We start from the raw sequence: 20,369 nt of genomic DNA, 5'->3' as shown, positions 1-20,369 counted from the left end.
CATGGCGTTGCGTTGGGAGCAATGGATGAAGCGTTGGGCGATCTTGTGTGCGGTTGCGGGCATGGCTGTCGCCGCCGCTTCCACGGCGTCGGCGCAGTCGCTTCCCGCGTATCAGGCGAATGCCACCCTGAATTTTCCGGGCGCGACCAACCGTTACAGCGACCCGCTTGGCGCGCCGCGCAACGTCTGTTTCAGCGCAGCGGCGCTGCACCGCTGGTGCCGCGTGTTCGTGACGTCTTCGGCCGGGCCATGCGTTTGCGGCGCCACGGCGGGGGGCGGCGCGGTCTTCGCCGGCACGCTGATCACCGATGCGCAGCTTTATGAGCTGATTGGTGAGAACGTGAAGCAGGCCGAAGTCGGGGCCAACGGCCGCCGCGTGGCCAACTCCCGGAATTACAACGGCTACTGAAGCTGCTCCCTCCCTTCAGGGTTTTCCATCGCGAAGGGGCATCGCGCCCGCGCGTCCCGTCCTCTGTAACGAATTTGCCTCGGCTGGCCCGGATGGTTCGGGAGCGTGGATCGCGGCGTCGCCGCGTGAATGGCCGGACCAGGTCCGGCATGCTGGCGGCGGCCTGACGCTCGGGCAGAGGCGCCGGCTCAGGGGCCGGCTCAGGTTCAGGGGGCCGCCTGGGGGGCCTGTTCCGGCGTTGCCGGGAAGGTTGGCAGCGCCGTGTGAATGACGCCGTAAACCTTGGTTTTCTCACCCCGCGTCACCGCGCCGGCAAGGGCGTCCAGACAACGCTCCAGCTCATTGATGTCCGGGAAGCTCGGGTCGGCGGCGATGATGCCTGGCAGGTTGACGTCGCGGGTGGCCTCGCCGTCGTCCAGCACGATCTCCTCCAGACGCTCGCCCGGGCGCATGCCGCTGAACACGACGTCGATGTCGACATTGGGCCGCAGGCCGGCCATCTCGATCATGCGCGTGGCGAGGTCGAGGATTTTCACCGGCCGGCCCATGTTGAGCACATAGATCGAGGTGCCCTTGTCGGGGTCGTCGATGGCGTGGAACGACGCCACCACCACCAGATCACAGGCCTCCGGGATGGTCATGAAGAAACGCACCATGTCGGGGTGTGTGACGGTGACCGGCCCGCCCTTGTCGATCTGCTCGCGGAACTTGGGCACGACCGAGCCGTTCGAGCCCAGCACATTGCCAAAGCGCACCACGACGAGGCGCGTCAGGCGCGGGGCCTCGGGATCCCCGGCGGCGCCGTTGCGCGCCGCCAGTTCGGCGTCCTTGGCCTGCACATACATTTCCGCCAGACGCTTGGTGGCGCCGAGGATCGACACCGGCTTTACCGCCTTGTCGGTGGAAATCATCACGAAGGCTTCGGCGTTGCATGCAATTGCGGCGTCGGCGGCGTTCATGGCGCCGAAGACGTTGGTGCGCACGCCTTCGCTCCAGTCCTTCTCCAGGTAATGGACGTGCTTGAGCGCGGCGGCGTGGTAGACGACCTGCGGCCGGTAGTCGCCCAGAATGGCGAACAGCCGGTCGCGATCGCGCACGTCGCAGATGCGGCCAACCGGATTGCAACCAGGAATTCGGCCGAGGTCTTCGAGAATGGCGTGCAGCGCCGGCTCGGAATTCTCCAGGATCAGGATGTCCGTGGCGCCAAAGCGGGCGAGGCGACGGGCCAGCTCGCCGCCGATGGAGCCGCCGCCGCCGGTGATGGCGATGCGCCGGTGCGCCGCCAGCGACGTGATGGTGGCTTCATCAATGCTGATCGCCGGGCGCAGCAGCAGGTCTTCCATGGAGATCGGCGCCAGGCGCGCCGGGACGTTATGCGCGCCTTCGTCCAGCCCCTGGGTGCGCAGCACCTCCACGCCAAAGCGGCGGGCAGTGGTGAGGATGGTTCCCGGGTTCACCTCGTCAGCGAGAGCGGAGGGAGCCATGACCACGATGGCGGGGGCCTGGTCGCGGGCGGCGAGCCCCTGCATGACGCTGGCCAGATCATTGAAGCCGCCAAGCACCCGGATGTCGCGGATCGACTGGCCGGCGTCGGAGCCATGGCGGCTGAGGGCGCCGACCGGGCGCAGCCGCGACAGGGCGCCCTGCTCGATGCCGCGCAGGATCGCCTCAATCTCGATGCCCGTCCCCAGAATCAGCGCGGCGTCGCGCTTGCTGGCGGGGGAGGCGGAGGTGAGCTGCCGCTGTTTCAGGGCGCGATAGGCGACGCGCGGCGCCGCCAGCAGCAGCATTTCCAGCAGGCAGAACAGCAGGATCCAGCCGCGTCCGAAGAAGTTTTTGCCCAGCAGGTCCGGGTGCGACACCACGGTGTCGAACACCAGCAGCACCAGGGAAAGCGCCAGCGAAGCCTTGGCGATCTTGATGATGTCCGGCAGCGACGTGAAGCGCCACTTGGACTGGGGCAGGCGCACGGCGAGAAACACCAGGGCGGCCACCGGCAGCACGCCCGCCAGAATCAGCGGCAGATCATGCAGGTAGACGCCCAGGCGCTGGTCCTGAAACCGCAGGAAAAAGGCAAGCGCGGTCGCGCCAGCGGTGACGACGAGATCCGCCGTCAGGTTCAGCAGGATGGTCCTGATCGCGCGTCGCGACGCCATGGTGCTCCCCGGATACGCCGACAAACGGCGAAACTGTGCTGCAGGACATAAAGCATCATGCGCCCGCACGGAACCGGCGTTGGGCCCCGGCGCCCGTCAAATCATGCTCCCGCCTGGAGAGAGACGGCATTCGCGGCCATACCAGGGCGGTTGCAACGCCCATGGGCATTGGCGCCGCCAGAGCCCTTTAGCGAATTCTGGTCGATCAGACGGTTCTGCCGGGCCGGAAAGCGCTCCAGGCAGATGGCTTCAGGGCAGGCAACTACAAGGCAGGCAACTCCAGGGCGGGTCAAAGGCCTCGCCAGCGGCGGAACCAGTCCACGAAGCTGGCGACGCCGGTTTCCAGGGGCGTCGCCGGCACATAGCCGATCGCCGCCTGCAACGCATCGGTGTCGGCCCAGGTGGCGGGCACATCGCCCGGCTGCATCGGCTCCAGCACGATCTCGGCCTTGCGGCCGAGGCCTTCTTCCAGCAGGGCGATGAGGCGCGGCACCGGCGTTGGGCTGTTGGCTCCGATATTGTAGACGCGCCAGGGGGCGGAGGAGCTGCCCGGCGTGGGCGCGGCGCCACTCCATTGCGGATCAGGCCGGGCTGGCCGGTCGAGCAGGCGCACGACGCCTTCCACAATGTCGTCGACATAGGTGAAGTCGCGGCTGAGGTCGCCATTGTTGAACAGCCGCAACGGCTTGCCGGAGGCGATGGCGTCGGCGAACAGCCAGGTGGCCATGTCAGGGCGACCCCACGGCCCATAAACCGTAAAGAAGCGCAGGCCAGTGGTCGGCAGGCCAAACAGGTGGCTGTAGGCGTGGGCGGAAAGCTCGTTGGCCTTTTTGGTGGCCGCGTACAGGCTGAGCGGATGATCGACGTTCTGGCTGATGGAAAACGGCATGGCGCGATTGGCGCCGTAAACCGAGCTGGACGAGGCGTAAACCAGATGGCGCACGCCATTATGGCGGCAGCATTCAAGAATGTTCTGGAAGCCGACGAGGTTGGAGCGGGTGTAAGCGTCCGGATTGATCAGGGAATAGCGCACGCCAGGTTGCGCCGCCAGATTGACCACGAGGGCCGGTTTGCCGGCGCGGAACACCCCGGCGAGCGCGTTGGCGTCGGCGATGTCGGTCGGGCTGAAGCTGAAATTGCCGGATGGCGTCAGCTCCGCCAGCCGGGCGCGCTTGAGCGCCGGGTCGTAATAGTCATTGAGCGTATCCAGCCCAATCACGCGCCGGCCTTCCGCCAGCAGGCGCCGGCACAGGTGAAAGCCGATAAAGCCGGCGGCTCCGGTGACCAGAACCGTTTCCTGGCTGTCCATGTTCCCGCGCTCCATTCCGGATGCGCGATCCTGTCCGGCGCGCGCTGCTGTGATGCCATTGCTGGCGCGGGTTGGCCAGCCCCCGCGGTCCGCCCGCCCACACCGCGCGCCGCCGGAGGGCCGCCGCCCATGGGGGCCGGTTGACGCCGGCCAGGCTCCCGGCGACATTCAGCCAGCGGTTTTTTGGCTTAGGATGACAGGGCGCGGGCATGCGGCCAGTCGCGAAGCCAGCGATATCCACGAAGATCCAGCGCCATGGCGCCAGCAAGCGACGCGTCAGGCCGACCTCGCCGGCGGGCTACGGCGCAGGCGGCTACGGAGGCCATGTTGTCGAAATCTGCGCGAAACCTTTTGAGCCGTCGCGATCTGTCCCTCGGGGCGCTGGCCGCGGGGGTTGCGCTGCTATCGGGTGAAGCGTTCGCGGCGCCGGTCATGCTGCGCGGCGAGGTGGTCTATCGCGAGCGTATGGCCTTGCCGCGCGGTGCGCGCGTTGAGGTGCAACTGGTCGACATTTCGCGGGCTGACGCGCCGGCCAGCGTGCTGGCCACGGCCCAGGTCGGCAAATTCACCGGCAGTCCGATACCGTTCACCCTGCGCGTGGACAGCCGCAAGCTGGGGCAGGGGCGGCGTTACGCCCTGCAGGCGCGCATCAGCGACAATCGCGGCAAGCTGATGTTCATCAACGATACGGTTCATTCCTGGAAACCTGGCGACGCGGGCCCCTTCACCATCCAGGTCGTGCGCGCTGGCGGCTCTGGCAAGCCTGAGGCGGCCAGGCCGCGCGCGCCAACGGAGCCCTGGGGCCGCTGGGTGGCCGAGGACATTCTTGGCGGCGGCGTGGCGGAGCGGGTGCAGTCGGTGCTGGAAATCGCGCCGGATGGCCGCGTTTCCGGCCACGGCGGTTGCAATGGCCTGGGCGGCGCGGCGCGGGTGAAGGGCAAACGCATTGTCTTCGGCCGCATGGCCTCCACCATGATGGCCTGCCCGCCGCCGCAGATGAACCAGGAGCGCCGCTTCCATGAGGCGCTCGGACTGGTCCGCAGCTTCCGCGTGGAGGCCGAGCCCAGAAAGCTGTTGCTGCTCGATGGTTCGAACCGCGTGGTGATGCGGCTGGCGGCGGGTTGAGGCCGGGGCGCGGGCAGGCGCGCAAAGTCGCGGAGGCCTGCCGCTGCGCGATCTGGCGCAGGCGCCCTGGCAACGGCGGCGGGCGTCAGACGACGACGACGCCGCAGTGTTTGGCCTTGTGCTCCGGCTCGATGTGGATGGTGATCTGCGCCCCGGGCACTTCGTCTTTCAGCGCGGCCTCGATCCGGTCGCAAATGCAGTGGGCGGCCTCAACCGTGGAGTCGCCAGGCACCACCAGGTGAAAATCGATGAAGGTGACGCGCCCGGCGACGCGGGTGCGCACGTCATGGGCTTCCAGCGCGCCGATCGCCTCGCGGGAGATCACGCCCCGGATGGTGGCCAGCATGTTGTCGGGGGCGGCTTCATCCATCAGGCCGCTCATGGATTCCTTCGTCACCTTCCAGCCCGACCACAGGATATTGAGCGCCACCAGGGCGGCGAGCAGCGGGTCCAGCACCAGCCAGCCGGTAATCACGGCCAGCGCCACGCCAACGATCACGCCGAGGGATGAAACGACGTCGGTGAGCAGATGGCGGCCATCCGCCTCCAGCGCCGGGGAGCGCAGCTTGCGGCCCTGGCGGATCAGCACCCAGCACCAGATGGCGTTGATGACGCCGGCTGCGGCGTTGATCGCCAGGCCTTCCACGGGCGCGTCCAGCGGTTGCGGAGCCAGAAAGCCTTGCCAGGCCTTGTGCAGGATCAGCAGGGCGGCGACGACAATCATCACCCCCTCCATCACGGCGCTGAAATATTCCGCCTTGTGATGCCCGTAAGGGTGGTTGGCGTCCGCCGGCCGCAGGGCGATGCGCACGGCGGCGAGCGCCGCCAGCGCCGTCGCCACATTGACGATGCTCTCCATGGCGTCTGAATAAAGCGCCACGGAGCCGGTCACGCGCCAGGCAAGCAGCTTCAGGGCCAGAACCACCAGCCCGACCGCCAGGCTGCCGATCGCGATCTGCAGGGTTCTGTTCATGTCCGTCCTGACGCCTTCTCCGGAGCCCTGGGGTTTAGGCGATCGGACGGCTGACGGCAACTCTATGGTTTTTAAATGCAAATTGGTTGCAGTTGCGATATGTGGACAGACGTGCTGCAAATCTCCTGGAGCCTGGGTCTGGCGCTGCTTTCCTGACCCCGCGGCTGTTGGGAGAGGTCGTCATGTCGTCAGATATCCGGCTCAAGCGCATTTATGAACCCGCCGACGCGGCGGACGGCGCCCGCATCCTGATCGACCGTTTGTGGCCGCGCGGCGTGCGCAAGGAGAACGCGCATCTCACCCAATGGATGAAGGAAATCGCGCCCAGTCCCGAATTGCGCAAATGGTTCTGTCACGATCCGGCGCTGTTCGGCGAATTCACCTTCCGCTACCAGGCCGAGCTCGACGCCAATCACGCCGCCGTGGCGCAGATCGCCGGTTACCTGCAACATGGGCCGGTGACGCTGCTCTACGCCGCGCATGATCCGGTGCACAATCATGCGGTGGTGCTGGCGGATTATTTGCGGGCCAGCCTCGGGAATGCGGCCCCGCGCCGGAGCGCCTGACGCGTCAGGGACGGTCCCCGCAAAGCAGCTCCACCACCTGGCCGAGATTCATGGAATTGGAGCCCTTGACCAGGATGTGGTCGCCATGGACCAGCCAATGGTCAACGCCGTGCATCAGGCTGTCGACATTCTCAAACCAGCCGCCATGCGGCGATGCGCCAGTTGCGCCTGACAGGGTCGTCCACAGGTGGCGCATGAGGGGGCCGCAGGCGAGGACGCAATCCGGCTTCAGCTGGCTGATGTCATCGGCGAGTTCGACATGATGCCGGATCGCCTGGTCGCCCAGTTCGGCCATGTCGCCAAGCACGAGGACCTTGCGTCCGGTTCCCGCACTGGCCCGCGCCAGCGAAAGCGCCATCCGCATGGAGAGGGGATTGGCGTTGTAGGAATCGTCGATAACGGTGATTGACTTGCCCCTGAAGACGGCCTGCAGGCTTCGCCCCCGGCCTGACGCCGCCTGATACTGGCCCAATGCGGGCAGGATGGGCTCAATGGCATTGCCCAGAAGATGCCGGACCGCGATGCAGGCAAGGCTGTTCAGGGCCATGTGCAGCCCCTTCGCCGCCAGGGCGTAGACGTAACGGCGGCCATCGGGGGTGGCGGCCGCGATGGCGCCGGTTTGCGCGTCATGGGCGAGCAGCCGGAAGTCGGCGTCCGCCATCTGGCCATAGCTCAGAACCCGCAGGCCGCGCTGCTCCGCGCGTTTGCGCAGATCGTCAAAACAGGGCGTTTCCCGCCAGATCAGCGCTGTTCCGCCCGCGGACATGCCTTCGAAGATGTTCGCCTTGCGCTGGGCGACATAGGCAAGGCCCTTGCCCGGCGGCAGGTGGGAGGGGGCGATATTGGTGACAATGGCGATATCCGGCCGCACCAGCCGGATATTCTGGAAGTTGGGCGCGTTAATCGCGCTCACCGCCGCTTCGAGAACCACAAGACTGGTGTCCGGCAGCGTATTGGCCAGCAGGTGCAACAGGCCCACGCGGGAATTGTAGTTGCTGGATGCGTTGCTGCTCACCTTCTTGTCGACGGACATGGCCAGCGTCATCATGCTGGTCAACGACGTTTTTCCGGCGCTGCCAGTGATCGCCACGACCGGGGCCTGCAATCTGTTGCGGCCGGCGACGCCAAGCTGCATCAGGGCGTGCAGCGGATCCTCAACCTGCAGCAGGGGGAAGCGGGGATCCAGACCAGGGAGCGGGCGGGCGACCACGGCGCCCGCGAGGCTGCGCTGCAGCTCGGGCAGGCGCGCATGGGAATCCCAGGGGCGCGCCGACATATCCGTGTAAAGCTCATGCCGCGCCACCAGGCGCTGGTCGGTCGCGAAGAACAGGCGGGGGCCTGGCATGTCATCCCGCACGAGCATGCGCGGCTTGTGGGAGACTGAGCGGGCAAACCAGAATCCGGGCGGCGGCGTAAGCCATGCCCCGCCGGTGATCCGCTGGATCTGTTCGGCGCTCCACAGTATTTGCGGCGCCTGGGGCAGCGTCTCCGGCGCCGGAGCCCCGTACACGGGAACATTTTCCCTCAGCACCCTGAAGGCTTCCTTGCGGGAAAGCGCGAACCGCACCTCTACGGGCAGGGCCACCCGTTTCGTACGGATGTCGCGTTGCTTCAGGCGCACCGACAGCTTCAGTGCGCCATCCAGCCAGCGTCTGACGGCCGGCGGGCGCAAGGTATATGCATCGCGATAAATAACGCCGGACTCCCACCGGCTGGTCGGCCACATCCAGTCACAGGGATCGTGATCGCTGGAGGCGCCCCAGGCGCCGGAAATACCGGAAACCTGGCCAGAATCCAGGTAAGGGACCGCCTGAAATTCGATGCGCCAGTCATCCGCTGTTTTGTCTTCCGCGAGGCGCCAGAAGGATTCGACACAGATCAGCCCGCAATGATCAAGCTGTTTGGGGCTCGCCAGAGCGCCCAGCAATTCCAGCGGGCCAAGCCGGATCGGCGTGGCGAATGCGGCGTCGGCGGGAACCTGGTCAACACTCCAGTCAGAACCGCGTGGAGGGGCGGCCAGGATTGCTGGCGGGGCGGGCGCGGCCGCCGCCGGCGTGGGTTCAGCGGCGCGCGCGCTTTGCGGCAGGTCTTTCCGGGCGGGCGCTGGCAGTTCGATGACGCCTTCACCCGTTTCAGTGACAGTCATGACGGTCTGCAGTCCGGCGCATTTGACGGCAAGTCTGCGTGCAAGGGCGAGCGCCTCTTCGCCTTCCAGCGGCGATGTTTTGCAGAAATCCACCCGCAATGGCGTGAACCTGACCCGCCGCACGCCATTGCCCGTCGCCTCCAGCGTGAAAACGCCCGAGCCGGCGTCCCCGCGCTGGAACGCGTCGAACAGCAGGTCGCCCGCGTCATGGATGATGGGGCGGCCTTGGTAGATCTCAACGCCCTGCAACATGTGCGCCGAGGCGCCAAGCACCGCATCGGCGCCGGCGTCGATGATGGCGTGACCGGCGGCGATCTCGTGGCTGCATGGCGCGGCGCGATTGTTGGCGCCCCAGTGGACGGCGACCAGAATGAGGTCGGCGCCGCGCCGCGCATCCGCGATCAGCGGCGACAGCGTCTCGCGCCAGGCGCCGGGATTGGTCAGTTCGATATGCGCGTGCCCCGGTGAGGCGTGCGTCGCCGCGAAACTTGCCTGGGTTGCATCGAAGGAAAACAGGGCGATGTTCAGGCCGCCAACCTTGCGGATGACCGGGCGCCAGGCGTCGGCCAGCGTGGGGCCGGAGCCCGCGTGGCCGATGCCGGCCGCCGCAAGCCAGCGCGCCTGCTCCAGCAGGGCTTCCGGCCCATAGTCGCCGCTATGGTTGTTGGCGGTGGCGACGATGTCGACGCCGCCATTGACCAGCGTTTCGACCATCTCCGGCCGCGCGCGAAAGTAATAGGAGGCCCGCTCCCCCTTGTCAGCCGGGGCGCCGCAGGTGGCGATGACGCATTCCAGATTGACGATGGACAGATCGGCGTTGCGCAGGGGAGGGATCGTGGCGAGCGCTTGCGCGGCCGCGCGCTCCGTGAAGCAATAATGGAAGCGACGCCCGATATTGACGTCTCCGCCCCAGGCAATGGTAACGGTTTGTTGTTCCCCATCGTCAATCGCGCCTGTCATTACTGTTATCTCCTGGGGCATCAACAAGAGCCGTGGTGGGCGCGGCGCGCCTGAAGCCGGAACGGGCCCCTCTGGAGGGAGCATGCGGTTGCGCCGGGCGCCTCTTGGCATGGCCTTTGTCCTCGCGACCCTTCCAGCTGGCGCGACGGGCGGTGAACCCGCCGACGCGCCGCTGCTGTGGGGACAGCCAGCGCAAAGGGAGCATTGTCCTGACGCGCCAGGGTTCGCCTGGACGACAGGGGACGGCGCGCCATCCTGCCTGCGATATTTTGCCAGCGCGGAGATCGACGGGGCCGAACTGGCGATCGTCATGTTGCATGGCGACCGCAACCGCCTGATGGGCAAACCGCCCGGGGACATTCCGCTGAACACCGCGCGGCAGCGGCAGGCCATGGCCCGGCGCCTTGCGGCGCGTCTTGGCCGGCCGGTGATCCTGCTGGCGAGGCCGGGCGTCTATGGCAGTTCGGGAGACCACGGACACCGGCGCAGGCGCGCGGAGTTTACGGCGATCAATCAGGCGCTCGATCTGATCCGCCTGCGATACAATATCCGGCGACTGGTCCTGGTGGGCCATAGCGGCGGCGCCACGGCGGTCGCGGCGGCGCTCACCATGGGGCGGACCGATGTCGCCTGCGCTGTCCTGACGTCCGGCGCCTATGACCTGGTTGAGCGGCAGCAGATCCGGCGCAAGCGCGAAGGTCGGCCGCCCCTGACCCCGGAGGCGGCGTCGCGGGCGGCGTCGCGCGTTTACGATCCGATCCAGCATGTCGACGGCGTCAGGCGGGATCCGGCGCGGCGCATCGTGATCCTGGGGGATCCTGACGACGTGGTGACCCCTTACGCGCTCCAGCTGCGCTTCGCGAACAGGCTGGCTGACGCCGGGCACGCCGTGACGGTCAGGGAGGTTGCCGGCAAGCCGCCCGAACATCACGACCTGAACCGCGCTGCGGTTTTCGCGGCGATCAGGGCTTGCGCCGGAACCTGAAGCCGCGCCCTTTCCCGGGCCTGACAGCGCCACGTCACCGCTCCCGCATCGCCTCGCGGGCCCGGTTAAGCGGCCGCAGCAGATATTGCAGCACGGTCTTTTCGCCGGTGTGGATGTCGGCGGTGGCGATCATGCCGGGGAAGATGGGGAAGCGCTTGCCGACGCTGTTGGTCAGGGCGTCGGTTTTGGTTTTGATGAACACCCGGTAGTAAAACTGGTCGGCGCGCACCTCGTCGCGGATGGTGTCTGGCGAGATGCTCGAAACCGCGCCCTCAAGCCCGCCATAGATGGCGTAGTCATAGGCGCTGATCTTGACCACGGCGCGCTGCCCTTCGTGAATGAAGGCGATATCGCGCGGCGAGATGCGCGCCTCGATCAGCAACTGGTCGTCCAGCGGCACGATCTCCATCAGCTTGCCATTGGGCGGGATGACGCCGCCGAGCGTCGTGACCTCGATGTTCTTGACCACGCCGCGCACCGGAGAGCGGAAAACCAGCCGTGAAAGACTGTCCGTCCGCCCCCGGATCTGCGATTGCAACGCTTCCACGTCGGCATTGGCCCTGGCCAGTTCCTCGCGTGCGCGAACAATGTACTGGGACTGGAGGTCGGCGAGCTTCAGCTCCATGTCCACCATCTGGCGGTTGAGCCGGATGACGTCGATGTGGCTGGCGGCGCCGACCTTCTGGAGGTTCTCGCTGATCGCCAGTTCCTTGCGCACCAGGTCCATCGCGTGGCGGAGCCAGCGCGAGGATTCGTCCAGCGCCTTGCGGCGGGCGTTGTAGAGCCGGGTTTCGGACTGCACCAGTTCCGGCCAGGCGTTCAGCGCCGCCGGGAAGTCCAGCTCCGTCATGTTCACTTCGGCGGTGAGCCGGGCGGCGCTGGCCTGGGCGGCCCGCAGGCGCGCGGCGGCTTCGCCGACATTGGCCTCCGTGCGGGTCGGGTCGAGCTGGGCGAGGATCTGCCCGGGCGTGACGACATCATCCTGCCGCACGTTCAGCGCGGACAGGATGCCGCCTTCCAGCGACTGGATCACCTGCTCGCGCGACGACGGCGCCACCTTGCCCTGGCCGGATGCCACCTCGTCCAGCACCGCCACCGAGGCCCAGACGAGAAAAGCCGCCGCCAGGCCCACAGCCACCCAGATAACCCGCGTGGCGCGGGTCAGCCGGACGTCGGTCGCGTCATGGTCGAGGACATGATCGGGCTCAGGGCCGCTGACGCCCGGTGGCGAAGCGGACTGGAGGCCGAGGGCGCGGGTGATCATGCCGTTGCTCCGGTTTCGGTCACGGCTGGCGGGCGCGTCGCGGCGGCGGACGTGGGCGCCACGGGCTTCACGCCGGTGAGCCGCCGCAGCGCCGCCTCCTTGCCGTCGTCGAGTGCGATGCGGCCGTTGTCGACGACGAGGATCCGCCCGACCAGATCCAGCGCGCGCATGCGGTGGGTCGCGATGATGACCGTGCGGCCCTGCGACCAGGCGCCGAACTGGGCAATGAAGGCCCGTTCGGTGGTTTCGTCGAGGCTGGCGGTCGGCTCGTCGAGAATGATGATCTGCGGGTTGCGCAGCAGATTGCGGCTGAGCAGCAGCAACTGGCGCTGCCCCTGGGAAAAGCCGGCGCCGCCTTCGCCAACCGGGTGGTCGAGCCCCTTTGGCAGGCGGCGAACGAACGCCAGGGCTCCGGTCAGCGTCAGGGCGCGCACCAGTTCGCCGTCGCTGGCGTCCGGCGCGCCCATCATCAGGTTTTCCCGCAGGGAGCCATGGAACAGGCGCGCATCCTGGCCGACGTAACAGATGTCGCGCCTGACGTCGGCCGGGTCGATATGCGGCAGCGCGATGCCGTCGAGCATCACTTCGCCGGCGGCGGCGTCGAGCTGGCCGGCCAGCGCCTTGAGCAGCGTTGATTTGCCGGCGCCGTTCTTGCCAAGCACCGCGATGCGCTCGCCGGCGGCGATGGACAGGGTGCTGACGGTCAGCGCGATGGGCGTTGTCGCATCGCCATGGCGGAAGGCGGCGTCGCGCATGTCGTAGGCGCCGGCTATGGCCGGCAGATGCACCCGCGCTTCTTCCGGGGCGTGGTCCACCGGCAGGCGCATGATTGCCTCAAGGCTGCCGGTGGCGACGCGCGCCTGTTGCAGGCGGGCCAGCACCTGGGAGAGGTGCGCCATGGGGGAGATCATGCGCGAGCCGAGCAGGGACGCGGCGACCAGGCCGCCGGTGGTGATGTCGCCGGCGATGACCATGGGCGCGCCCACCACCACGACGCCGGCGTAGACCAGCATCTGCACCGTGTGCACCCATGACGACATGCCGTTGGTGAGGGCGCGCAACTTCAGCTGCGCCCCGGCGGTGACGGCGTTGTAGTGGTTCCACAGCCGCAGGAAGCGGGGCTCGGCCTGCAACGACTTGATGTCCTCGATGCCCTGCACCGCCTCCACCAGCATGGCGTTGCGCAGGGAAGCCTCGCGCATTGAGGTCTGCGCCAGCTTGCGCAGGCGTCCCTGCAACAGCAGCCCCGGCGTCAGCATCAGCGCGAGCCCGGCCAGCGGCACGAGCGCCAGCTTGCCGCCGATGAAGCACATGACCGCCAGGAACATGAAGAAAAACGGCAGGTCGGCGAGGGCCGAGATGGTCGTTGAGGTCATCAGCTCGCGCACATGCTCCAGATCGCGCAACTGGGCGATGAAGCTCCCGGTGGAGCGCGGACGGGCCTGGTTGCGCACGTGCAGGGCGTGGCCGAACACCACGTCGGACAGGCGCCGGTCGGCGTCCTTGCCCATGAGGTCGATGATCTCGTGGCGCACCCTGCGCATGATGAAGTCGAACAGCAGCGCCAGCACCACGCCGGAGAACAGCACGAACAGCGTCGACATCGATTCGGCCGGGATCACCCGGTCGTAGACCTGGCCGGAGAAGACAATGCCGGTCAGGCCCAGGGTGTTGGCGACGAGTGAGGCGACCAGCACATAGCCATATGGCCGCCAGTCGCGGATCACCAGACGACGGAGCCAGTGCGCCTCATAGGGGCGGATGTAGTCGTCGACCCGGGCGTCGCGCACCCGGCGGGCCGGTCGCGCCACGGCGGCGCGGGCGATCATGGTCGCCAGCTCTCCGGCGGGCGTGAGAACGGGCAGGGAATCTTCGCCAGAAAAAGTCACTTCGGCAATGCCGTCGGCGCCCAGGCTGCTGATGATTCCGACCTGGCCGTCAGCCAGCTCGATGATGAGCGGCAGGCGCTGGCTGTCGATGAACCGCCCGCGCTCAGGCAGGAGCTTCAGGCGCAGGCCCATGCAGCGCGCCAGGCTGGCGATGGCCTCGTCCTGGCTGGCGGCCCCCTGCCAGCGCGCTTCCAGACGCGCCCGCTGCAGCGACGGCGACAGACCATAGTCGCGGCAGACCCGGGCGAGGGCTTCGATCCATGCGTCGAGCAGCGCCGTGGACGGCGGTGGCGGCGCGGCGGCGGCGTCAGGCTGGATGGAATTGCTCATGGCGTTGCCTGCGCGTTGAGCGCGAACGCCGCGCGCGTCATGCCGGTGTTGTACAGGCACTCCACCTGCAGCCGGCGCAGATCGTGGGTGATGTTCACGGCCTGGAAGCGGGCCGCGAACAGTTCCTGCTCGGCGTTCAGCAGATCAAGCAGCGTGCGCGTGCCCAGGTCCATATATTGTTGCCGGTAGAGATCGCGGGTCTTGACCATGGCCTGATCGCGCAATTGCGCGGCCTTGTGTTGGGCGCCCAGGGCGCCGATGCGGCTGCGGGCCTGCGCCAGGCCCTGTTGCACCTGCAGGCGCACCGCCGCGCCGGCCGCCATCGCCGCGGTCAGCGCATGGTCGGCGGCCCGGCGCCGCGCCACGGTGGCGCCGCCTTCGTAGAGATTGCCGGAAACGCGGATGCCGGCGGCGTAGTTGAAGCGGCGCGTGTTACTGTTGTTGTAGGACCAGGCCGGCTCGCGCTCGTAAAACGGAGCGTAGTCGGCGCTGCCAGACAGGGCGATGGTCGGAAACAGCTGGGCCTTGCTGTTGTCGAGCTGGGCGATGGCCTGGCGCCGCTTCTCCTCGGCCTGGACGGCGGCGGGTATCCGGCTCCAGTCCAGTTCGCCGCTGGCGCATGCCCTGTTCAGCCACGCCGGCGCGCTGGCGGCGACGGAACTGACCGGCAGGCTGGCGAGAAACGAGACGTTGCTCAACCAGCGGCTGCGTTCGCCCTCAACTTCGAAGCGGGTGGCTTCGGTCGCCAGGATGCGGGCTTCCGCCTGCTCCTTGTCCGACAGGGCGCTGGCCCCCTGCTGGTTGCGCTGGCTGACCAGATCGCCAATGGCGCGCACGCCCGCGACCTGTTCGGCGGCGACCGCGAGCAGGGCCTGGTAGCGCTGGGCCTCGACGAAGGCGAGGGCGGTGTCGCGGGCAATATTGTCAGTGGTGAGCGCGACCTGGGCGGCGCTGGCGCGGGCGCCGGCGGAGGCCGCGTCGACCTCGGATGACACCTTGCCGAAATCATAAAGCATCTGCGATGCGGACAGGTTGAGCGCCGGCCGCCAGTTCTGGTTTCCGGCCGCGCTGACGCCGCTGCCGGCGCCGGCTGAAATCTTTGGCAAATATCCGGATCGGGCGACGGCGATCTGCTCCTGCTGCTGACGCATTACGCCAGTCGCCTCTGCGATGGCCGGGTGATGCTTTGCCGCGCTGCGAACCACGGTTTCCATGTCCGGGGCGCCGGCCGGTCGGGCGCGCGGTTTCCTCGTCGCGGCCTCAGCCTGCAAGGGAGGGCCCAACGCCAGGCAGACGCTGGCGCCGAGGAGCGTCTGGAACAGCAGCGCCTGACAACGCGGAATTCCGCGCCGGACATTCCGGCGCCGGGTGAAACGGAGCGTTCGGCCGCATGCGACGCGTCCAGCCAAATTCATTCAGGGCTCCACATGGTCGACGGCTTGCCACTGTCAGCGCCGGTCAATCCGGAACGCGACCCGATCAGTCGATGATTGCCAGGCCGCCAGGCTGCCAGGACGTTGGACGTATCCGCGGCCTGCAAAACCGGAGGAGGCGCGATGCCTGTCCTCGCGGGAGACATTTTGCGCCGCCCGGGCTTCGTCAAAACCCGATGCGGCAGGCGCGCCGGGGGGCTGGCGGATGATCGCAGCGCCGGCGCCCTGGAGGGCGCCGGCGCCATGGTTTCGTCGGGACCGGCTGACAGTCCGGCCCGGAGGCCGGGCGACGCGCGCCGCCCGACCCCGGTGGAAACGGGGAGCGGCGAACCGCTCCCCGGCTCCGCGTTAGACGACCGGATGGTGGGTCTGTTCGTCGTCCGGCGTTTCGGCGAGGTAGACCAACGGCTCCTCGACATCGACGCCGTCTTCGGCGTCTGTCGCGCCATCAGGCGTTTCGGTGAGGTAGACCAGCGGCTCCTCAACGCCTGCGCTGCTTCCGGCATCCGTCGCGTCGTCAACTGACGCTTCCGCCGCCGTTTCGCTCTCCGGCGCCTCGGGGATGTGGGAGAGGCCGTCAAGCCCGATATCCCCGCCAGCCTCCGCCAGCGTCAGCTCCGGCAGGCTGTCATGACCGCCACTGGCTGGGTCCGCCTGGTCGCGCCCGTCGTTCAGCTCGACAGGAACCGCGTCCGGAACGTCCGTCGCCTGCGCGACGGGAGCAGCCAGCGCCTGGCCGGCGCCATCGTCAGCTGGTTCCGGCTCCGCCGGATCGGCTGGCGTCCCGGACGCTTCCGCTTCGGCGCTTCTCGCCACCCTCGCGCCGGCGAGATCTTCCGGCTGCGTTGCGGACGTGTCCGCAGCGCGCCCGGCAAGTCCGTCCACATGCTCCCCGCCAACATGCTCCCCGTCGCCGGCTGGAGCCCCGGATGGGGCAAGGCTGGCGATGGCGAATGGCGCGGCGCCACCGCCGCCATTGATATTGACGGTGAGATGGGCGGCAGACCCGCTGCCATCCGGCATGACGATCTTGTACTGGAACACATCCGTGTATCCGGTGGCCGTCTGCGGCAGGTTGGCGAGCGGCTGGTAGTGATATCCACCATTGCCGTAGACTGTGAGGCTGCCATGGGCGCCGGCGATCACCGCGCCCGCGCTGGCGACGTCGACGAAGCTGCCGTGGTCATCAACCTGCAACTTCGCGGAGAGCGGCACATCGCCGTCGTTGCCGAACAGGTTGCCGTCTGCCGCCCTGGCCGAAGCCACCTCCCACTGGTTGGTGTGGGCGACATTGACGTCCGTGGCGATGGTCACGGCGCCTGCCAGACCCGTGAGGCTGGTGTGAACGCGGTAGTTGCCCGGGCCCAGGTCAAGGTCGGCGATGTTGATCGTTTTCACAGGGCCAAGCAGGCCAACGACCATGTTGAAGTCACCGTTCGCGCTGACAGGCTGCCAGTTGCCGGGCGACATCTCCTTTTCAATGGTCACCGCGCCGTTTGCGACGGCCGCCACCGTCGCCGACACCACCACGGTTCCCGAGGCGGCCATGTTGTCGGTAAGGGTGAAAGTGCCACTGTTGATTGCCCGCGGGACGCCCAGCAGGGCGGCGAGCGGGTCGTGGTCATTGAAATGATCGCTGACCGGATGCCGCCATGTAACCTCGGCGTCCCCCCTGTCATCGCTCGCCGCGAAATCACGCGCGGCTGGTTGCGACCAGTCTTGATCATTCCACACCAGGCCCTGATCCTGGCTGTCGATGCGGACATACAGGTTAGCGGTGCTGTCCGCGCCCGTCGCCGCGTCATGGAGCGTGTAGGTGAACTGATCCACCTTGCCGATACCGGCGGCGCTGGCATTGGGCTTGTAAACGTACGAGCCATCCTGGTGGACAACGAGCGTTCCGTATTGCCCGGCAACTTCCGCGCCCGCTGGCCCGCTTTGCACCTCCTGCGCTGGGCCCCCGTTGACGCTGACCCTGGTCACCAACTGACCGGGGAAGGCGGCGGAACCATCATTTTCAATGACGTTTCCGCTTACCGGCGGTGCGTTGACGGCGCTGATCGTCTTGTGATCCACATTGACGCCATCGACCGACAGATTTCCAAGCAGGCTGATGCCCGCGACGTCCCTGACCGCCACGAAGGCGCGATAAACGCCCTCTCCCAGCGACGCGCTGGCTTCTGCGCGATTGCCGAGCAGATTGAGGTTCAGGAATGTGCCGTCGCCGTCTCCATTAACGGAAGCCCATGAGCCGTCAGCCTGCTGCTTCTGCACCACAATGCTGGTTGAGCCCAGCACATCAAGGCCAATGGTCTGCGAATAGACCAGCGACAGGTTCTGCTCATGCCCCTGACCAACGGAGAAGTTAACGGCGTTGACGCTGAGAACCCGCAGGTCGACCCCGATCAGGCTGACAAGCGCGAGATACGACGCATCTCCATGATCGACTGCGGTTGACGTTGGGACGAGCTCCAGGTTCGCCGTTGCGTGATCCTCGACAGCATCGGCATCCGCGTCAGCATCGGCGTCGGCATCTGCGTCAGCGTCAGCATCTGCATCGGCATCCGCATCTGCGTCGGCATCCGCGTCTGCGTCTGCGTCGGCATCTGCGTCTGCATCGGCGTCGGCATCAGCGTCCGCATCTGCGTCAGCGTCCGCATCAGCATCCGCGTCGGCGTCAGCATCTGCATCGGCGTCGGCATCAGCGTCCGCATCGGCATCTGCATCAGCGTCGGCGTCTGCATCAGCGTCAGCGTCCGCATCCGCGTCGGCATCAGCATCTGCATCCGCGTCGGCATCCGCGTCTGCGTCTGCGTCGGCATCTGCGTCTGCATCGGCGTCGGCATCAGCATCAGCATCTGCGTCAGCGTCCGCATCAGCATCCGCGTCGGCGTCAGCATCTGCATCGGCGTCGGCATCAGCGTCCGCATCGGCGTCTGCATCAGCGTCAGCGTCCGCATCCGCATCCGCGTCGGCATCAGCATCTGCATCCGCGTCGGCGTCAGCATCCGCGTCGGCATCCGCGTCCGCATCGGCATCGGCGTCTGCGTCGGCATCGGCGTCTGCATCCGCATCTGCGTCGGCATCTGCGTCAGCGTCAGCATCCGCATCGGCGTCCGCATCGGCGTCAGCATCAGCATCCGCGTCAGCGTCTGCATCAGCGTCAGCATCGGCGTCGGCATCCGCATCAGCATCCGCGTCGGCATCCGCATCCGCGTCTGCATCTGCATCTGCATCTGCGTCAGCGTCAGCATCCGCGTCTGCATCAGCATCTGCGTCCGCGTCTGCATCCGCATCGGCGTCCGCGTCCGCGTCCGCGTCCGCGTCTGCATCCGCGTCTGCGTCGGCATCCGCATCTGCATCCGCGTCGGCATCCGCGTCCGCATCTGCATCAGCGTCCGCATCCGCATCAGCATCCGCGTCTGCATCTGCATCTGCATCTGCATCCGCATCAGCATCCGCGTCGGCATCAGCATCAGCATCCGCGTCTGCATCCGCGTCCGCATCTGCGTCCGCATCCGCGTCAGCGTCCGCGTCCGCGTCTGCATCCGCGTCTGCGTCGGCATCCGCGTCCGCATCTGCATCAGCGTCCGCGTCCGCGTCTGCATCCGCGTCTGCATCTGCATCCGCGTCAGCATCCGCGTCAGCGTCAGCGTCGGCGTCCGCATCAGCATCCGCATCTGCGTCTGCGTCTGCATCAGCGTCCGCGTCCGCATCTGCGTCTGCGTCGGCATCCGCGTCGGTATCCGCGTCGGCGTCCGCGTCGGCGTCAGCATCCGCGTCGGCATCAGCATCAGCATCAGCGTCAGCATCCGCATCCGCATCAGCATCCGCGTCGGCATCTGCATCCGCGTCAGCGTCCGCATCAGCATCAGCGTCCGCATCCGCGTCAGCATCTGCGTCGGCATCCGCGTCCGCGTCTGCGTCTGCGTCGGCATCCGCGTCCGCATCCGCATCCGCATCTGCATCAGCGTCGGCATCCGCGTCAGCATCCGCATCAGCATCAGCGTCAGCATCAGCGTCCGCATCAGCATCAGCGTCCGCATCCGCGTCGGCGTCCGCGTCTGCGTCTGCGTCTGCGTCGGCATCCGCGTCCGCATCCGCATCTGCATCAGCGTCGGCATCCGCATCAGCATCCGCGTCGGCATCTGCATCCGCGTCAGCATCCGCGTCGGCATCAGCATCAGCATCCGCGTCTGCATCCGCGTCCGCGTCAGCATCTGCGTCTGCGTCGGCATCCGCGTCTGCGTCGGCATCCGCGTCCGCATCCGCATCTGCATCAGCGTCGGCATCCGCGTCCGCATCAGCGTCCGCATCCGCATCCGCGTCTGCATCCGCGTCAGCATCCGCGTCGGCATCAGCATCAGCGTCAGCGTCCGCATCCGCATCGGCGTCCGCATCTGCATCCGCATCGGCGTCTGCATCCGCATCCGCATCTGCGTCGGCATCCGCATCGGCGTCCGCATCAGCATCGGCATCCGCGTCGGCGTCCGCATCTGCATCAGCATCCGCGTCCGCATCGGCATCAGCATCTGCGTCGGCATCAGCATCCGCGTCGGCATCAGCGTCAGCGTCCGCATCCGCATCAGCGTCTGCATCCGCATCCGCGTCGGCGTCCGAATCCACGTCGATAACCCGCGCAGGTTGTGGCGTTGGGGCGGGTACAAAGCCGCCGCCTGAACCGCCACCGCCGCTGCCAGCGGCAAGGCCCACGGCTCCGCCCGCCGCAGCAAGGCCGCCAAGAATGGCGAGAGTGGACATGTCGCTGTCGTCGTTGCCGGAAGCCGCGTTCGCAGCGCCAACGCCGCTGAGGCCAGCCGGAAG

Annotated in this window: 12 protein-coding genes and 1 pseudogene; 5 read left to right on the top strand and 8 right to left on the bottom strand. The window is 67.4% G+C overall.

The annotated features are described in order from the left end of the window. The first annotated feature begins 1 nt into the window (after position 1). Entirely contained in the window at positions 2 to 409 is a 408-nt protein-coding gene (locus tag ACERNI_RS06715) for a hypothetical protein (protein WP_448832503.1), read from the top strand. Between the two features lie 206 nt (positions 410 to 615). On the opposite strand, the gene ACERNI_RS06710 is transcribed toward ACERNI_RS06715, so the two are convergent. After that, positions 616 to 2,565, bottom strand: coding sequence for an SDR family NAD(P)-dependent oxidoreductase (locus ACERNI_RS06710; protein ID WP_448832502.1), 1,950 nt, complete (start codon positions 2,563 to 2,565; stop codon positions 616 to 618). Positions 2,566 to 2,854: 289 nt separating this feature from the next. Next, on the bottom strand, positions 2,855 to 3,874 hold the full coding sequence (locus tag ACERNI_RS06705; protein WP_448832501.1) for an NAD-dependent epimerase: 1,020 nt from the start codon (positions 3,872 to 3,874) through the stop codon (positions 2,855 to 2,857). Positions 3,875 to 4,225: 351 nt separating this feature from the next. Here ACERNI_RS06705 and ACERNI_RS06700 point away from each other — a divergent pair, with 351 nt between their 5' ends. Further along, positions 4,226 to 4,999 carry an META domain-containing protein gene (locus ACERNI_RS06700; protein ID WP_448832500.1) on the top strand — a complete coding sequence of 258 codons (774 nt, stop codon included), beginning with the start codon at positions 4,226 to 4,228 and terminating at the stop codon, positions 4,997 to 4,999. Positions 5,000 to 5,084: 85 nt separating this feature from the next. On the opposite strand, the gene ACERNI_RS06695 is transcribed toward ACERNI_RS06700, so the two are convergent. Beyond that, complete coding sequence (locus ACERNI_RS06695; RefSeq protein ID WP_448832499.1) at positions 5,085 to 5,972, bottom strand: cation diffusion facilitator family transporter; 888 nt, start codon at positions 5,970 to 5,972, stop codon at positions 5,085 to 5,087. Positions 5,973 to 6,154: 182 nt separating this feature from the next. Here ACERNI_RS06695 and ACERNI_RS06690 point away from each other — a divergent pair, with 182 nt between their 5' ends. Further along, complete coding sequence (locus ACERNI_RS06690) at positions 6,155 to 6,538, top strand: DUF488 domain-containing protein (RefSeq protein WP_448832498.1); 384 nt, start codon at positions 6,155 to 6,157, stop codon at positions 6,536 to 6,538. A 4-nt stretch (positions 6,539 to 6,542) separates the two neighbouring features. On the opposite strand, the gene ACERNI_RS06685 is transcribed toward ACERNI_RS06690, so the two are convergent. Beyond that, on the bottom strand, positions 6,543 to 9,644 hold the full coding sequence (locus ACERNI_RS06685; protein ID WP_448832497.1) for a CapA family protein: 3,102 nt from the start codon (positions 9,642 to 9,644) through the stop codon (positions 6,543 to 6,545). Between the two features lie 82 nt (positions 9,645 to 9,726). Here ACERNI_RS06685 and ACERNI_RS06680 point away from each other — a divergent pair, with 82 nt between their 5' ends. Then, entirely contained in the window at positions 9,727 to 10,629 is a 903-nt protein-coding gene (locus tag ACERNI_RS06680) for an alpha/beta hydrolase (protein WP_448832496.1), read from the top strand. A gap of 34 nt (positions 10,630 to 10,663) precedes the next feature. Here the strand turns inward: ACERNI_RS06680 and ACERNI_RS06675 are convergent, their stop codons facing one another. From ACERNI_RS06675 to ACERNI_RS06660, 4 genes and pseudogenes are all read right to left on the bottom strand, one after another. Next, positions 10,664 to 11,893, bottom strand: coding sequence for an HlyD family type I secretion periplasmic adaptor subunit (locus tag ACERNI_RS06675; RefSeq protein ID WP_448832495.1), 1,230 nt, complete (start codon positions 11,891 to 11,893; stop codon positions 10,664 to 10,666). Next, positions 11,890 to 14,112 (bottom strand): type I secretion system permease/ATPase, encoded by a 2,223-nt coding sequence (locus ACERNI_RS06670; protein ID WP_448832494.1) that lies wholly within the window; start codon positions 14,110 to 14,112, stop codon positions 11,890 to 11,892. Before ACERNI_RS06670 ends, ACERNI_RS06675 begins: the two co-directional genes overlap by 4 nt. After that, positions 14,109 to 15,326 (bottom strand): TolC family protein, encoded by a 1,218-nt coding sequence (locus tag ACERNI_RS06665; RefSeq protein ID WP_448832493.1) that lies wholly within the window; start codon positions 15,324 to 15,326, stop codon positions 14,109 to 14,111. Before ACERNI_RS06665 ends, ACERNI_RS06670 begins: the two co-directional genes overlap by 4 nt. A 567-nt stretch (positions 15,327 to 15,893) precedes the next feature. Next, positions 15,894 to 17,897: pseudogene (locus tag ACERNI_RS06660) on the bottom strand (BapA/Bap/LapF family large adhesin); the annotation flags it as partial. Between the two features lie 135 nt (positions 17,898 to 18,032). Here ACERNI_RS06660 and ACERNI_RS06655 point away from each other — a divergent pair. After that, a complete protein-coding gene (locus ACERNI_RS06655; RefSeq protein ID WP_448832492.1) occupies positions 18,033 to 20,225 on the top strand; it encodes a hypothetical protein in 2,193 nt (730 codons plus the stop codon). The last annotated feature ends 144 nt before the right edge of the window (positions 20,226 to 20,369 follow it).

This window comes from Camelimonas sp. ID_303_24 (genome assembly GCF_053543495.1).
The sequence above is the reverse complement of the archived record's forward strand: the minus strand, read 5'-3'. Positions and strand labels throughout refer to the sequence as shown.

Excerpts from the sequence above, each read along its gene's own strand:
- ACERNI_RS06690 (WP_448832498.1), top strand. The coding sequence starts at position 6,155 with ATGTCGTCAGATATCCGGCTCAAGCGCATTTATGAACCCGCCGACGCG.
- ACERNI_RS06665 (WP_448832493.1), bottom strand. The coding sequence starts at position 15,326 with ATGGAAACCGTGGTTCGCAGCGCGGCAAAGCATCACCCGGCCATCGCA.
- ACERNI_RS06670 (WP_448832494.1), bottom strand. The coding sequence starts at position 14,112 with ATGAGCAATTCCATCCAGCCTGACGCCGCCGCCGCGCCGCCACCGCCG.
- ACERNI_RS06705 (WP_448832501.1), bottom strand. The coding sequence starts at position 3,874 with ATGGACAGCCAGGAAACGGTTCTGGTCACCGGAGCCGCCGGCTTTATC.
- ACERNI_RS06695 (WP_448832499.1), bottom strand. The coding sequence starts at position 5,972 with ATGAACAGAACCCTGCAGATCGCGATCGGCAGCCTGGCGGTCGGGCTG.
- ACERNI_RS06685 (WP_448832497.1), bottom strand. The coding sequence starts at position 9,644 with ATGACAGGCGCGATTGACGATGGGGAACAACAAACCGTTACCATTGCC.
- ACERNI_RS06675 (WP_448832495.1), bottom strand. The coding sequence starts at position 11,893 with ATGATCACCCGCGCCCTCGGCCTCCAGTCCGCTTCGCCACCGGGCGTC.
- ACERNI_RS06715 (WP_448832503.1), top strand. The coding sequence starts at position 2 with ATGGCGTTGCGTTGGGAGCAATGGATGAAGCGTTGGGCGATCTTGTGT.
- ACERNI_RS06680 (WP_448832496.1), top strand. The coding sequence starts at position 9,727 with ATGCGGTTGCGCCGGGCGCCTCTTGGCATGGCCTTTGTCCTCGCGACC.
- ACERNI_RS06710 (WP_448832502.1), bottom strand. The coding sequence starts at position 2,565 with ATGGCGTCGCGACGCGCGATCAGGACCATCCTGCTGAACCTGACGGCG.